The 14,440-nt window shown below is 60.5% G+C and carries 13 protein-coding genes; 8 read left to right on the top strand and 5 right to left on the bottom strand.

Going from position 1 to position 14,440, the window contains the following annotated elements; translation table 11 throughout:
* Window positions 1-109: 109 nt before the first annotated feature.
* The 4 genes from Q4481_RS15615 to Q4481_RS15600 all read left to right on the top strand — a co-directional run bounded on the left by Q4481_RS15615 (window position 110) and on the right by Q4481_RS15600 (window position 3,374).
* Complete coding sequence (locus Q4481_RS15615) at window positions 110-331, top strand: aa3-type cytochrome c oxidase subunit IV (RefSeq protein ID WP_304377316.1); 222 nt, start codon at window positions 110-112, stop codon at window positions 329-331.
* Window positions 332-410: 79 nt separating this feature from the next.
* Window positions 411-1,553: a Re/Si-specific NAD(P)(+) transhydrogenase subunit alpha gene (locus tag Q4481_RS15610; RefSeq protein WP_304377315.1), complete on the top strand. Its 1,143-nt coding sequence runs from the start codon at window positions 411-413 to the stop codon at window positions 1,551-1,553.
* A gap of 1 nt (window position 1,554) precedes the next feature.
* Complete coding sequence (locus Q4481_RS15605) at window positions 1,555-1,962, top strand: NAD(P) transhydrogenase subunit alpha part 2 (protein WP_304377314.1); 408 nt, start codon at window positions 1,555-1,557, stop codon at window positions 1,960-1,962.
* 11 nt (window positions 1,963-1,973) lie between these two features.
* Window positions 1,974-3,374, top strand: a complete 1,401-nt coding sequence (locus Q4481_RS15600) for an NAD(P)(+) transhydrogenase (Re/Si-specific) subunit beta (protein WP_304377313.1) — start codon at window positions 1,974-1,976, stop codon at window positions 3,372-3,374.
* A gap of 70 nt (window positions 3,375-3,444) precedes the next feature.
* On the opposite strand, the gene Q4481_RS15595 is transcribed toward Q4481_RS15600, so the two are convergent.
* From Q4481_RS15595 to rpsU, 3 genes are all read right to left on the bottom strand, one after another.
* Entirely contained in the window at window positions 3,445-4,515 is a 1,071-nt protein-coding gene (locus Q4481_RS15595) for an NAD(P)/FAD-dependent oxidoreductase (protein WP_304377312.1), read from the bottom strand.
* Between the two features lie 53 nt (window positions 4,516-4,568).
* Entirely contained in the window at window positions 4,569-5,456 is an 888-nt protein-coding gene (locus Q4481_RS15590) for a tetratricopeptide repeat protein (protein WP_304377311.1), read from the bottom strand.
* 118 nt (window positions 5,457-5,574) lie between these two features.
* A complete protein-coding gene (gene rpsU, locus Q4481_RS15585) occupies window positions 5,575-5,805 on the bottom strand; it encodes a 30S ribosomal protein S21 (RefSeq protein WP_354542320.1) in 231 nt (76 codons plus the stop codon).
* A gap of 306 nt (window positions 5,806-6,111) precedes the next feature.
* Between rpsU and Q4481_RS15580 the strand changes: the two genes are divergently transcribed.
* From Q4481_RS15580 to Q4481_RS15565, 4 genes are read left to right on the top strand one after another with little or no spacing between them, the layout of a single operon-like run.
* A complete protein-coding gene (locus Q4481_RS15580) occupies window positions 6,112-7,365 on the top strand; it encodes a sarcosine oxidase subunit beta family protein (protein ID WP_304377309.1) in 1,254 nt (417 codons plus the stop codon).
* 16 nt (window positions 7,366-7,381) lie between these two features.
* Entirely contained in the window at window positions 7,382-7,702 is a 321-nt protein-coding gene (locus tag Q4481_RS15575; protein WP_304377308.1) for a sarcosine oxidase subunit delta, read from the top strand.
* Window positions 7,699-10,695: a sarcosine oxidase subunit alpha gene (locus tag Q4481_RS15570; RefSeq protein ID WP_304377307.1), complete on the top strand. Its 2,997-nt coding sequence runs from the start codon at window positions 7,699-7,701 to the stop codon at window positions 10,693-10,695. Before Q4481_RS15575 ends, Q4481_RS15570 begins: the two co-directional genes overlap by 4 nt.
* Window positions 10,688-11,239, top strand: coding sequence for a sarcosine oxidase subunit gamma (locus tag Q4481_RS15565; protein WP_304377306.1), 552 nt, complete (start codon window positions 10,688-10,690; stop codon window positions 11,237-11,239). The genes Q4481_RS15570 and Q4481_RS15565 overlap by 8 nt, the downstream gene beginning before the upstream one ends.
* Window positions 11,240-11,270: 31 nt before the next feature.
* Here Q4481_RS15565 and Q4481_RS15560 read toward each other — a convergent pair whose 3' ends face one another.
* Window positions 11,271-12,341, bottom strand: a complete 1,071-nt coding sequence (locus Q4481_RS15560) for a DUF2332 domain-containing protein (RefSeq protein ID WP_304377305.1) — start codon at window positions 12,339-12,341, stop codon at window positions 11,271-11,273.
* On the bottom strand, window positions 12,334-14,316 hold the full coding sequence (gene glgX / locus Q4481_RS15555) for a glycogen debranching protein GlgX (protein WP_304377304.1): 1,983 nt from the start codon (window positions 14,314-14,316) through the stop codon (window positions 12,334-12,336). Before glgX ends, Q4481_RS15560 begins: the two co-directional genes overlap by 8 nt.
* Window positions 14,317-14,440 lie beyond the last annotated feature (124 nt).

The following is a 14,440-nucleotide window of genomic DNA, read 5'->3' as shown; positions in this document are numbered from 1 at the left end:
CTTTGTGTAATCCCGGATGGCGTCCGGGCTGGATTGTCAGGGTTTTCACCTGATCCAATCCTGGCCTGTTGAAATGGCTGGCGTTGCAATTTGCTTTGGGGAGACTTTAATGGCTGAACATCATTCCGGACCGGTGGAAGTGGGCGCTTCCATGGACTATGCCGAGCACGAGAAGACCTATAACGGCTTTCTCAATGCCGCCAAATACGGCACGATGGCGCTGGTCATTTTGATGATCTGCATGGCCGCCGGTTTCTTCACCAAGGCTGGCTTCTTCTTCTCGACGCTGCTCTTCATCGTCCTGAACGTGCTTGGCTTCTTCATTCTCTGATCATGGCTTGATCGATCGCGGCCGGACCGATGTCTGGCCGGGTGAAGCCTGATCGGGACTATTGTTTGGGAGAAAATCGTTGACCAGTTTGGTTTTCGTGGCCCGGGAGGTTGACCCCGGCGAGCCGCGCGTTGCGGCGTCACCTGATACGGTGAAAAAGATGAAGGCGCTCGGTCTCGATGTCGTCATCGAGGCGGGAGCGGGTCTATCCTCCCGTATCCCGGATGCTGACTATGAGAAGATGGGCGCGCGGATCGGCACGGCTGCCGATGCAAAAGCCGCCGACGTCGTTCTGAAGGTTCGTCGTCCGACGGATGGCGAAGTCACCGGTTACAAGTCAGGCGCGGTCGTCATTGCGATCATGGATCCCTATGGCAACGAAGCAGCCATCGAGACCATGGCCAAGGCCGGTCTTTCCAGCTTTGCCATGGAGTTGATGCCGCGCATCACCCGTGCCCAATCGATGGACGTTCTGTCGTCTCAGGCAAACCTCGCCGGTTATCAGGCTGTGATCGATGCGGCTGCCGAATATGACCGCGCCATGCCGATGATGATGACGGCAGCCGGAACCGTTCCCGCTGCCAAGGTTTTTGTCATGGGTGCCGGCGTTGCCGGTCTTCAGGCCATTGCGACCGCGCGCCGTCTCGGCGCCGTGGTCTCGGCTACCGACGTTCGCCCCGCTGCAAAGGAACAGGTTGCCTCGCTCGGCGCCAAGTTCATTGCGGTCGAGGATGAAGAGTTCAAGGCTGCGGAAACCGCAGCCGGTTACGCCAAGCCGATGTCGGCTGAATATCAGGCGAAGCAGGCAGCCTTGGTTGCCGACCATATCGCCAAGCAGGATATCGTCATCACCACGGCGCTCATTCCGGGCCGCCCGGCGCCGCGTCTCGTCAGCCGCGAGATGCTGAAGTCGATGAAGCCCGGATCGGTGGCTGTTGACCTCGCGGTCGAACGCGGCGGCAACATCGAAGGTGTCGTTGCTGGTGAAGTGGTCGATGTCGAGGGTGTCAAGGTCATCGGTCATGCCAATGTGGCCGGCCGCGTTGCTGCTTCCGCGTCGCTGCTTTATGCGAAGAACCTCGTGACCTTCCTGGAAACGATGATTTCCAAGGAAACGAAGGACCTGGCTCTCAAGCTCGACGACGAGCTCATCAAGGCGACAATGCTGACCCATGGCGGCGCTGTCGTGCATCCGAATTTCGGCGGCAGCAAGGAGGCTTGAGATGGCATCGGAAACACTCAACAAGGCGCTTGAAAATCTCGATCAGGCCGTCAGCGCCGTCCAGCAGGCCGTTGCAACCGAACCGTCGATCGCTGATGCCGCACATGCTCTGTCCGGTGGCGTGATCGATCCGTTCGTTTTCCGCCTGGCGATTTTCGTCCTGTCGATCTTCGTCGGCTACTATGTCGTCTGGTCGGTTACGCCTGCGTTGCACACGCCGCTGATGGCTGTGACCAACGCGATCTCGTCGGTGATCGTCGTCGGTGCGCTGCTTGCGGTTGGCCTTTCGGCTGCCGGCTGGGCCACCGGTTTCGGCTTCGTGGCGCTGATCCTCGCTTCGATCAACATCTTTGGCGGCTTCCTGGTCACCCAGCGCATGCTTGCCATGTACAAGAAAAAAGAAAAGTGAGGGCGGCCTAGATGTCAGTCAATCTCGCAGCCTTCCTTTATCTGGTCTCCGGCGTGCTGTTCATCATGGCGCTGCGTGGCCTGTCGCATCCGGCAACCAGCCGCAAGGGCAATACCTACGGCATGGTTGGCATGGCGATCTCGATCGTCACCACGCTGCTGCTTGCCACGCCGTCCGTTCTGGGCTGGGTGCTGATCCTCGGCGGTCTTGCTGTCGGTGGCGGTATCGGTGCGGTCATCGCCCGCAGGATCGCCATGACCTCGATGCCGCAGCTTGTCGCCGGGTTCCATTCGCTCGTCGGTCTTGCTGCCGTGCTCGTCGCAGCCGCCGCACTTTATGCCCCGGCTTCCTTCGGTATCGGCGAAATCGGTTCGATCCATGGTCAGGCGCTCGTCGAAATGTCGCTGGGCGTGGCGATCGGCGCCATCACCTTCACCGGCTCGATCATCGCCTTCCTGAAGCTTGACGGTCGCATGTCCGGCAAGCCGATCATGCTGCCGATGCGGCATGTGATCAATCTTGCGATCGCTATCGCCATCGTGCTGTTGATCGGCGTTCTGGTCGCGACCGAAAGCCACTTCGTCTTCTGGCTGATCGTGCTGCTCTCGCTGGCCTTCGGCGTGCTCCTGATCGTTCCGATCGGTGGCGCCGACATGCCGGTTGTCGTCTCGATGCTCAACTCCTATTCGGGCTGGGCAGCGGCAGGCATCGGCTTCACGCTCGGCAACCTGGCGCTGATCATCACCGGCGCTCTTGTGGGTTCCTCAGGCGCCATCCTCAGCTACATCATGTGCAAAGGCATGAACCGGTCGTTCATCTCGGTCATCCTCGGTGGCTTTGGTGGCGATGCGGCTGCCGCTGGCGGTGCGGACAATTCGGACAAGACGGTCAAGCTCGGCTCTGCCGATGACGCGGCCTATCTGATGGCGAATGCGTCCAAGGTCATCATCGTGCCCGGTTACGGCATGGCCGTTGCCCAGGCCCAGCATGCGCTGCGCGAAATGGGTGACAAGCTCAAGGAAGCCGGCGTCGAGGTCAAGTATGCCATCCATCCGGTGGCAGGCCGCATGCCCGGTCACATGAACGTCCTGCTCGCCGAGGCCAATGTGCCCTACGATGACGTGTTCGAACTGGAAGACATCAATTCCGAGTTCGCACAGGCTGACGTTGCCTATGTTATCGGCGCCAATGACGTGACCAACCCGGCCGCCCGCGACGACAAGTCCTCGCCGATCTATGGCATGCCGATCCTCGACGTCGACAAGGCCAAGACCTGCCTGTTCGTCAAGCGTTCGCTCGGTTCGGGTTATGCCGGCATCGACAACACGCTGTTCTACAAGGACGGCACGATGATGCTGCTCGGCGACGCCAAGAAAGTCACCGAAGAAATCGTCAAGGCCATGGCCCATTGATGCGATAACGATCCGCATAAATCGATAAAGACAGGAGCCCCGTCGGTTTGTCCGGCGGGGCTCTTTCGTTTCAGCCCGCGAAACGCGAGAGCCTGTAGGGTGCGAGCATCGGTTCGTCCTCGCCGGTCAGGATTTCCCGAGCGGCGATCTCGCCAATCGCCGGCGCCAGCGTCACGCCGGAGTGGGTTATCGCGATATACAATCCAGGCCCATTTTCTGCACAGCCGAGAATGGGGAAACCGTCCTTTGGCATCGGCCGATAACCGATGCGGAAATTCCGGTATTCGAGGAGCGCGCCGGGTTTGAGACGACGCAGGAGATCAGCAAACAACGTTCTCGCGGTCTGTTCAGGATCCTCGCCCGGATCGGTGCCGTTGAAGGAGGTCGCGGCAACGATCGATCCATCGGCGGCCTGTCGCATCTCCATGCCGGGGGCGACGATGATGTGATTGAGGAGCGGCGGGGCAGGGTGCGTATCCATCAGCAGGCCGGGAGAAGCCTCCATCGGTATCGTTATGCCGATCGCGGCGGCAAGAGCAGCGGTCTCTGCGCCGGCCGCCAGAACCACCTTATCGGCTTCCTCAATCCCAAGTTCGGTTTCTACCCCGCAAATCCTGCCATCGCGCAGGATCAGACGCTTGACCGACTGATTGCGGGTGACTTTGGCGCCCTTTCGTTCGGCATCGGAAAGAAACGCGAGTGCCGCCTCGTGCGGTTCGATCATGCCCTCCTCGTCGATCTTCAACGCCCAGTCGGGGAGATCGGCAAGGTTCGGTTCGAGCCGGATGATCTCGTCGCGATCGATACGGGCAAGGCCGTAACCCCAACTGCCATGCTCTTCGGCGAAGCGCGTCAGACCTTCCGGTTCGAGATCGTAGCAGATCGATCCGTTCCATTCCGGATGAAGGCCGGGAATGCGTTCGGCCAGGTGTTTCCAGCGGTCCATGGACCGGCGGCGAAGATGGAAGTAGGGCTCGGGATTGCCCCAGTTGGCATTGATCCATGCAAAGGAATTCGGGGTGGCAACGCCACCGGGATCGCGGCAATAGATGCTGGTTTTGGCGCCGGCATCCGCAAGATGCCAGGCAATCGAGGCACCGATGATGCCGCCGCCGATAACGATGATGTGGGGAGAGTTCATTTACATGTCCGCCTGCTATGACAGGCGGACAATAGGAGGCGGCTGCCTGGTGGTCAATTCACCTGAACGGCGCCGCGTGTGCGGGCAACGCCATCGCGGGCCGGCTGGTATTTCGGATCGAGCGACAGGGCGTGCGAATAGGATTTGTAGGCCCGCTTCAGTTCGCCGCGACGTTCATAGATGAGCGCCTGGTTGGCCCAGGACTCCGCCAGTTTGCCATCGAGCTCGATTGCATGGTTGAAATCGGCAAAGGCATTGTCGTCGTCATTGAGGGCGACATAGGAGATACCGCGACCGTTATAGGGTTCGGCGGAGTTCGGCGACAGCGAAATGGCGGTCGAGAAATCCTCGATGGCGCGCTCGTGGTTGCCGCGCCGCTGGAAGATCAGGCCACGACGATGGTAGGCGCGCGGATCGGTCGTATCGAGCCCGATCGCCTTGTTGAAATCGTTCATGGCGGCATCGAGCTGGTTGGCGTGGTAATAGATGTTGCCACGGCCGATATAGGCGACGTCATAACGCGGATTGAGCTGCAGCGCGGTGTTGTAATCCGAGAGCGCATTTTCCGGTTCGCCCATCAGACGATAGATGAAGCCGCGGTTCGCATAGGCTTTGTAGAAGCGGGGATCGAGCTCCAGAGCCTGATTGAAGTCGCCAAGGGCGCGCTTGTATTCGCCGGCGCGACCATAGGCGGAGCCGCGGGTATTGTAGCCTTCAGGGTCACGCGGGTTCGATTCGATCACTGCCGTCAGCGAGGCGATGTTCTCCTCGGTGCCCTGTTCCTTGTTGATGCGAATCGTGTCGGTCGTGTCGGTGGTATTGCAGGCAACGAGAAACGTCGCCATCGCAGCGAAGAGGATGCCGGTCCCAAGCGATCGCAGGGACAGTCCCCGTGCACCCTTTTCGGAGGCGATCAGGCTCTCACCAGTAACTTCGACCATGATTTCAATTCTTTCCGCACGCCGCCTTTCGAAGCAGCACCCCAATTTAAAAAGGCGGTGGCGAAATAAAATCGCCCCCGCCAGCATTCACATCAGATTTCGTCAGAAAGACGGCAGATCAACGAGCGGACGTGCGACCACCGGCAACCAGGCCTTCGCGCTGTGCGCGCTTGCGGGCCAGCTTGCGAACGCGGCGAACAGCTTCAGCCTTCTCGCGAGCCTTCTTCTGCGACGGCTTTTCGTAATAGTCGCGCATCTTCATTTCACGGAAAATGCCCTCGCGCTGCATTTTTTTCTTGAGCGCGCGAAGAGCCTGATCAACATTGTTGTCGCGAACCAATACCTGCACGTGAATCCCGATCCTTATCTTGAGTTGGTTCCCCAGGTCGATGCACAGTTGCCGGCCAGAGAAAAACATAATTCATCGCGCTCAGCCGCAAGAGCCAAGCGATTGGGAGATGCCGATAGCAGATGATGCCCGGCAAGTCCAGACCCTTCGGTGGTTTTTCGTGTGAAATGCATGGTCGGCGTGGGATTGGACCTTCGCCGAAATATGGTGCAAAAGCGTCGCAAAGAAAACGTTGTTCGTGTCGTAAATCTGCGAATTGATGGCATCTACGCCGGCAATTCGCCGCTTGGAACTGGAGTTAAGCGGATGCGCAAATATTCGGTCTTCGCCGTGGCACGGGAAGCCCTGAGGGGGCACACGGGTTGGGAAAAGCAATGGACCTCGCCCGAGCCGCGCAAGGAATATGACGTCATCATCGTTGGTGGTGGCGGACATGGTCTGGGCGCTGCCTATTACCTTGCCAAGGAGCACGGCATCACCAATATCGCGGTGATCGAAAAGGGCTGGCTCGGTGGCGGCAATACGGGCCGCAACACCACGATCATCCGCTCGAACTATCTCTATGAAGAGAGCATGGATATCTATGAACATTCGCTCAAGCTGTGGGAAGGCCTGTCGCAGGAGCTGAACTACAACGTCATGTATTCGCCGCGCGGCGTCATGATGCTGTCGCACAACATCCATGACCAGCAGAGCTTCAAGCGCCACGTCCATGCCAATCGTCTCTATGGCATCGACAACGAGTGGCTGACGCCCGAGCAGGCAAAGGCCTATTGCCCGCCGCTCGATATCTCGGCGACTGCCCGTTATCCGATCAATGGTGCTGCTCTGCAGCGCCGTGGCGGCACTGCGCGCCATGACGCGGTGGCCTGGGGCTATGCGCGTGCGGCATCCGATCGCGGCGTCCATATCATCCAGAATTGCGAAGTGACCGGCATCCGTCGTGGAGCCGATGGCGGCGTGACCGGTGTGGATACGACGCGCGGCTTCATCGGCGCCAAGAAAATCGGTGTGTCTGCCTCCGGCCACAATTCGGTGATCATGCAGATGGCCGGCGTGCGCGTGCCGCTGCATTCGACGCCGCTGCAGGCGCTCGTTTCCGAGCCGCTGAAGCCGATCTTCCCCTGCGTCGTGATGTCGAACACCGTCCATGCCTATATTTCCCAGTCCGACAAGGGCGAACTGGTCATCGGTGCCGGCACGGACCAATACAATTCCTATTCGCAGACCGGCGGCTTGCAGATCATCACTCACACGCTCGATGCCATCTGCGAGATCTTCCCGATCTTCCGGCGCGTGAAGATGATGCGCCAGTGGGGTGGCATCACCGACAACACACCCGACCGTTCGGCGATCCAGTCCAAGACCCCGGTCAAGGGACTCTATGTCAATTGCGGCTGGGGCACGGGCGGCTTCAAGGCGACCCCGGGTTCGGCCAACCTGTTTGCGCATCTCATCGCGCGCGACGAACCGCACAAGCTCGGCGCCGGCCTGACGCTCGACCGATTCCGGTCCGGCCGTCTGATCGACGAAGCGGCTGCCGCGGCCGTGGCGCACTGAAGGCGAGGATTAAACGATGCTTCTCATCTATTGCCCCTACTGCCAGGAAGAGCGCTCGGAGCTCGAGTTCCGTGGCGCCGGCGACGCCCATATCGATCGCCCGCAGAATATTGCGGAGATCTCGGATGAAGCGTTCGAGGAATATTTCTTCCTGCGCGACAATCCGAAGGGCCTGATCTACGAACGCTGGCGGCATATCCATGGCTGCGGCCGCTTCTTCCGGGCCATTCGCCATACCGTAACCGACAAATTCGTAATGACCTACCGGCAGGACGAGCCCAAGCCTGACCAGGCCACCGTCGATGCCCTGATTTCCGCCAAGGGAGGCCAGTCATGAGCGGCGCCAACCGTATTGCCGGCAAGGGCCGGCTGACCCCCGCCAAGACCGCGCGGTTTACCTTCGATGGCCGCTCGCTGTCGGCGCTGGAGGGTGACAGCGTCGCCTCGGCCCTGCTTGCCAATGGCATTCATCTTGCGGCCCGTTCGTTCAAGTACCGTCGTCCGCGCGGCATCCTGACCGCCGGTCCGGAAGAGCCGAATGCGCTGTTCGACATTTCCCGCGATGCCGGCCGCGCCCAACCGAACGTACGGGCGCCGGCGCAGGAAATCTATGACGGCATCAAGGTGAAGTCGCAGAACCGTTGGCCGTCGCTGTCCTTCGATATCGGTGGCATCAACAATTATCTCGCGCCGTTCTTTGCCGCCGGCTTCTACTACAAGACCTTCATGTGGCCGAAACAGGCCTGGAAGTATCTGTTCGAACCGGTGGTACGCGAAGCGGCCGGCCTCGGCGTGGCGCCGAAGGAAACCGATCCGGATCATTACGCCAACCGTTACGCCCATTGCGATGTGCTGGTGGCGGGCGGCGGCATTTCGGGTATTGCGGCAGCACTCGCTGCGGCCGATACCGGTGCGAGCGTCATTCTGGTCGATGAACGTCCGGAACTCGGTGGTGCCCTCTATTATGATACATCGGTGACGATTGACGGCATCGACGGTTTCGAATGGGCCCGCCGCATGACCACCAAGCTCTCGGCAATGCCCAACGTGACGGTGCTGACCCGGACGACGGTGTTCGGCTATTATGCGCAGAACTTCATCGGCCTTGCCGAACGCGTGACCGACCATCTGGCAAGCCCTGACCGTAACGCACCGCGCGAGCGGCTGTGGCAGGTCCGTGCCAAGCGGGTGATCATCGCGACCGGTGCGATCGAACGTCATATGGTGTTCCCGGGCAATGACCGTCCGGGCATCATGCTGGCATCTGCCGCCCGCACCTATCTCAACCATTACGGCGTCGCAGTCGGCTCCAAGATCGGCGTCTATGCTGCCCATGATTCGGCCTACGAGGCTGCCTTCGACCTGCACGCTGCTGGCTGCAAGATCCAGGCGATCGTCGATTATCGCGACAAGCCGGGTGAGGCCGTGCTGGCCAAGGCCCGTTCGCTTGGGATCAACGTCATGGTCGGCCATGCGGTGATCGGCACCAAGGGAAGCCTCCGGGTCTCCTCGATGACGGTTGCACGACGCGGCGCCAAGAGTGGCGAAAAGATTGCTGTCGATGCGATCCTGATGTCGTCGGGCTGGACGCCGTCGGTGCATCTCTTCTCGCAGTCGCGTGGCAAGCTTGCCTTCGATGCCGAACATCAGCGTTTCCTGCCGGGCACCTATGCACAGGATTGCCTGTCTGTGGGCGCCTGCAACGGCACTGACGGGCTGCAGGCTGCGATCGAGGAGGCAATCGGTGCCGGCGAGTTGATGGCAAAGGCCGCCGGCGCTACCGGAAACTGCAATGTCACGATAGCCGCCAGCCAGGCGTTCGAATGGACCGGCGGCATGGTCGGCTCGGCGGACGGTGCCGGACCGGATGACCTGTTCGCCAAGGCGTTCGTTGATTTCCAGCACGATGTCTGCGCCAAGGATATCCGCCTTGCCGTTCGCGAAGGCATGCATTCGATCGAGCATATCAAGCGCTTCACCACCAATGGCATGGCCACTGACCAGGGTAAACTGTCGAATATCCATGGTCTGGCAATTGCTTCTGAAGTGCTCGGCAAGCCGATTCCGGAAGTGGGGCTCACCACTTTCCGCGCACCCTATACGCCGGTGACCTTCGGTACGCTGATCAACCATTCGCGCGGTGCGCTGTTCGATCCGGCCCGCAAGACGCCGATCCATGCCTGGGAAGAAGCGCATGGTGCTGTCTTCGAAGATGTGGGCAACTGGAAGCGTGCCTGGTTCTACCCTAAGCCGGGTGAAGACATGCATCAGGCGGTCAATCGCGAATGCCGCACCGTTCGCGAAGTGGCGGGCATCTTCGATGCCTCCACCCTCGGCAAGATCGAGGTGGTCGGTCCGGATGCCGCGACCTTCATGAACCTCATGTACACAAACGGCTGGGATACGCTGAAGCCCGGTCGTTGCCGCTACGGCATCATGCTGCGCGAAGACGGTTTCGTCTATGATGACGGCGTTGTCGGTCGTCTTGCAGAGGATCGCTTCCACATCACCACCACGACCGGCGGAGCGCCGCGCGTGATGAACCATATGGAAGATTATCTGCAGACGGAGTTCCCGCATCTCAAGGTCTGGCTGACCTCGACCACCGAACAATGGGCGGTGATCGCGGTGCAGGGTCCGAAGGCGCGCGAAATTCTCCAGCCGCTCGTCGAAGGCGTCGATCTGTCGCCGGAAGCACTGCCGCATATGAGCGTTGTCGAAGGCAAGCTTAAGGGCATTCCGATGCGCCTCTTCCGCATGACTTTCGCCGGCGAACTGGGTTTCGAAGTCAACGTGCCTGCCGATTACGGTCAGGCTGCCTGGGAAGCGATCTGGGGTGTGGCCGAGCCGATGGGCGCCTGCGCCTACGGAACGGAAACCATGCACGTGCTGCGCGCCGAGAAGGGCTATATCATCGTCGGTCAGGATACGGACGGAACCGTTACGCCTGACGATGCCGGCCTTTCCTGGGCCGTGGGCAAGAAGAAGACCGATTTCGTCGGTATTCGCGGCATGAAGCGCCCCGATCTGGTGCGTGAAGGCCGCAAGCAGCTCGTCGGCCTCCGGACCAAGGATCCGAAGGAAGTGCTGGAAGAAGGCGCCCAGATCGTTGCCGATCCGAACCAGCCCAAGCCGATGACCATGCTCGGCCATGTGACGTCCAGCTACTGGTCGGAAAATTGCGGCCATTCGATTGCCATGGCCCTGGTGGCCGGCGGCCGCGCCCGCATGGGCCAGACCCTCTATGTGCCGATGCCCGACCGTGTGATCGCGGTCGAGGTTTGCGAAACCGTATTCTTCGACAAGGATGGAGGCCGGATCAATGTCTGATCAAACCCAGGCACTTCGCAAGCCGGCACTGCCCGGCAAGATCGGTGGTTCCGCCACGGTGCGCCTGACGCCCGTGGGACCGGCGGCGCGGGCTTCGCTGCGCGCGCCGCAGGAGGCGCTTTCGGCTCTCTCCGGCGCACTCGCGGTGCAATTGCCGAATGCGCCCAAGACCTCTTCGGCCAGCAATGAGCGGCATGCTCTGTGGATCGGCCCGGACGAATGGTTCCTGATCGGGCCCGACGGTACCGATTTTGTCGGACTTGCGGCGAGCTCTGGCGTGCTGCATTCGGGGGTCGATGTCTCCCATCGCAATGTCGGGATCATCGTCTCTGGCCCCGGTGCCGCAGCAGCCATCAATGCCGGCTGCCCGCTCGACCTCAGCAATGCTTCCTTCCCGGTCGGGGCCTGTGCCCGCACGGTACTCGGCAAGATCGAGATCATTCTCTACAGGACCGAAGACGATACCTACCGTGTCGAATGCTGGCGGTCATTTGCCGAATATTGCTTCGGCCTGCTCGGAGAAGGCGCGATCGACGCGCACTGAAGACTTCTAAAACGCGATAAGGCTGGCGTACTCAGTTGCGCCAGCCTTTCCATTGGACCCAGCGGCCGTGAAAATCGGCGCGTCCGATCTCCTGCTTTTCGCCGGTTGGCCAGATCTGCAATGTCAGTGCAGCGCCAGGCGACTGTCCGTCGGCCTCCATGGCCAGATGGGCGAGGGGATGGGGCTCTGTCGCCTTTTCCCCTGCCGTTTTGATGAGCCTCTCCCCTTCGGCTCGAGCCGCTTCCGGCAGATATTGCCAGGCAATCGAATGATAGATGACATGGACTGTATTTTCCGGGCTTGTCCCGAGCCTTTGGCGCAGAAAATCCAGCGCATCCTGCTTGTCCACGCCTGCCGCCTGTTGCCGCGCGATTGCAAGCGCCTGTCTTGTCCGATCGAGCCGGTCCGTCTGATCTGCCCAGATATAAGAGAGTAGCCTTGTGCACTGGTCTGGATCGTTCGGATCGATCGGGTTGAGATCGCAGCCGGCGCGTTCAACGATGGAGATCGGTGCGACGTCGGGAGGCGGACCGTTCCATTCCGGCGTTATGCGGACCGCGCTGTTGGGATTTCCCCAGGAAAAGCCACCAAACGCGTAGCCATAGCGATCCCAATGGAGATTGAGACCGGCGCTGGCGCCAATCTCGCTCATGCGCAACGGTAAGGGAAACCGTTTGGCAATGGTGAGAAAGCCGGGCAACAAAGCGCCGGATCGCCGCACTTCGTTTGTCTGTGGGGCCGAACGCAATCTTTCGCAGATGAAGCCAGCATGGGTTTCAAACGCCGCAAGAAGGGCGGAGGCCAATGCCTCATCGATACCATCCTCCGACCAATGTGTTTCAGGCGGATAGAGGGCTGCCAGTGCGGGTTCGAGACCTTCCAGCACCAGGGCGTGCAGCGAGCCTGCAAGGCGAAGCGGAACCGAATCGGCTGCACCTGAAGGGTCTCCCGGCCAGTCGAGGACGGTTCGGCCGACTGGTGTTTTCCGATCGAGACGCTCGGCGAACAATCGGCAAAGCGCGCCGGTAAAGGGCGATCCAAGGGCAGAACAGGCGTTCGCCTGCTGGATGAATGCCTGCCGGACGGACTGTTCATCAGCCATGCGCGGATCCTTCGGCGAAGAAACTTCCGTCATCGACCGCCCTGAAGATCGAAACAGAGCGCGGTGCCACCGTCATGCCGCTGCCGATGACGGCATGCCAGCGGCGAGCGCCACCGGGCAGATGGAACATCTTTGCTTCATGCTGGCGGTTGAAGAGAACAGCCAGCAGCACCGCCTCGCAGCTATGACGGTCCTGGCTTCTGAGAATCATGGCCAGATGGCCATTGCCGGGGGCCTCCCAATCCGCGACCGATTTGATGTCCCCATGTGGGGTCAGCCAATGGACATCGCCATTGCCGTTGAGAAATCCGATCTCGGAAAAGACGGAATAGCGCGCACGAATGACAGCCAGCGTTTCGACATGATCAAGAAGATCGACATCGGCATCCTTCCAGTCGAGCCAGGTCAGCGCGTTATCCTGCGCATAGGCATTGTTGTTGCCTTTCTGGGTGCGGCCCATCTCGTCACCGGCGGTGAGCATGATGGTGCCGCGGCTGACGAACAGGGTTGTCAGAAGCGCCTTCACGTCATCGGCGCGGCGGGCCAGAACGCTCGCCTGATGGGTTTCGCCCTCGACGCCGTTGTTCCAGGAATGATTGTCATCATGGCCGTCGCGATTATATTCGCCATTGGCTTCATTGTGCTTGTGTTCGTAGGCGACGAGATCGGCGAGCGTGAAGCCATCATGCGCTGCAATGAAATTGACGGTGCGGGTTCGGCGCGTGCTCGTTGAATGGAAGATATTCGACGAGCCCGACAGAACGGTCGCGAGATCGCCGACCTTGCGTTCGTCGCCGCGCCAGAATTTGCGCATCGTGTCGCGCGCCCAATCGTTCCATTCGAGAAAGACGGGCGGAAACCGGCCGAGCTGGTAGCCGCCGGGGCCGACATCCCAGGGCTCGGCGATCAGAACCCGGTCAGCCAGGACTGGATCATCCTGGAGGGATTGAAGAAGCGGGGCGTCAGCGGAAAAGCCATGGTGGCTGCGACCCAGAATGGGGGCGAGATCGAAGCGGAAACCATCGACGCCGGCATGCAACACGAAATGCCGCAGGCTATCGAGCACGAGATCGCGTACGACCTTGTGATCGCAGGCGAGCGTATTGCCGCAGCCGGTATCATTGATCAGCCCGCCGGGATGGCCGTGCGGGTGGCGATAGTAACTGAGACTATCCAGACCTCGCATGGAGAGGGTCGGTCCGGCATTGTCGCTCTCGCCCGTATGGTTGAAGACGAGATCGAGGATGGTGCCGATGCCATGGGCGTGGAGTGCGGCAACCGTATCGGCAAGTTCGCGGACTCCACCCGGGCAAAGCCGGGGATCGAGCGCCATCAGGGCGACGGGATTGTAACCCCAACTGTTGGAGAGGCCGAGCAGCGGCAGATGACGTTCGTCGATCCATGCGGTGATCGGCATCAGTTCGATGGCACTGACCCCGATCCGTTTGAGATGGGCAATGACGGAAGGGTGGGTGAGTGCTTTCACAGTTCCGCGTTCGCCGGCGGGAATATCAGGATGGCGCATCGTGAAGGCGCGGACATTGATCTCATAGATCAACCCACCCTGGTGAAACAGCGGCGCGCGGTGTGGCAGCGTCTGGCAATCCGTCACCAGAGCTTTCGGCACGAGATCGGCCGTGTCGACGCCATACTCAGACAGGCGAGGGTCATAGTGAAACGGCCGGTCGAGCTCGACCGAATAGGGGTCGACAAGCAGTTTGGCGGGGTCGAACCAGAAACCGCGATCGGGATCGTATGTGCCTTTGGCGCGATATCCATAGCGGCTGCCGGCATGGGCGCCCTCGACGAAGAGGTGCCAGAGGTGGTCGCGACCTTCCTCCATCGGCAGGCGGCAAAGCTCGTTTTTGCCTTGATCTCCGAACAGGCAGAGTTCGATGCTCGTGGCATGGCGCGAGAAGACGGTGAATGTGGTGCCTTCCGGTCTGATGTCGATCCCGGGTTTTCTCGCGGTCATGTGGGGTCCGTCTATCGTTTACGTATGTGGTATCGGCAAATCACAGCCTGAACCAGATCTGCTGAGAAAATATGAAGATGTGGTGCGGGCATGTCAGGCCACAGATTTTCGATAGTTGACGCTA

Origin of the sequence: Fluviirhizobium alvei (genome assembly GCF_030551875.1) — a bacterium.
Taxonomy (GTDB): domain Bacteria; phylum Pseudomonadota; class Alphaproteobacteria; order Rhizobiales; family Rhizobiaceae; genus Rhizobium_E; species Rhizobium_E alvei.
The sequence above is the reverse complement of the archived record's forward strand: the minus strand, read 5'-3'. Positions and strand labels throughout refer to the sequence as shown.

Excerpts from the sequence above, each read along its gene's own strand:
- Q4481_RS15615 (WP_304377316.1), top strand. The coding sequence starts at position 110 with ATGGCTGAACATCATTCCGGACCGGTGGAAGTGGGCGCTTCCATGGAC.
- Q4481_RS15605 (WP_304377314.1), top strand. The coding sequence starts at position 1,555 with ATGGCATCGGAAACACTCAACAAGGCGCTTGAAAATCTCGATCAGGCC.
- Q4481_RS15600 (WP_304377313.1), top strand. The coding sequence starts at position 1,974 with ATGTCAGTCAATCTCGCAGCCTTCCTTTATCTGGTCTCCGGCGTGCTG.
- Q4481_RS15595 (WP_304377312.1), bottom strand. The coding sequence starts at position 4,515 with ATGAACTCTCCCCACATCATCGTTATCGGCGGCGGCATCATCGGTGCC.
- Q4481_RS15590 (WP_304377311.1), bottom strand. The coding sequence starts at position 5,456 with ATGGTCGAAGTTACTGGTGAGAGCCTGATCGCCTCCGAAAAGGGTGCA.
- Q4481_RS15580 (WP_304377309.1), top strand. The coding sequence starts at position 6,112 with ATGCGCAAATATTCGGTCTTCGCCGTGGCACGGGAAGCCCTGAGGGGG.
- Q4481_RS15575 (WP_304377308.1), top strand. The coding sequence starts at position 7,382 with ATGCTTCTCATCTATTGCCCCTACTGCCAGGAAGAGCGCTCGGAGCTC.
- Q4481_RS15570 (WP_304377307.1), top strand. The coding sequence starts at position 7,699 with ATGAGCGGCGCCAACCGTATTGCCGGCAAGGGCCGGCTGACCCCCGCC.
- Q4481_RS15565 (WP_304377306.1), top strand. The coding sequence starts at position 10,688 with ATGTCTGATCAAACCCAGGCACTTCGCAAGCCGGCACTGCCCGGCAAG.
- Q4481_RS15560 (WP_304377305.1), bottom strand. The coding sequence starts at position 12,341 with ATGGCTGATGAACAGTCCGTCCGGCAGGCATTCATCCAGCAGGCGAAC.
- glgX (WP_304377304.1), bottom strand. The coding sequence starts at position 14,316 with ATGACCGCGAGAAAACCCGGGATCGACATCAGACCGGAAGGCACCACA.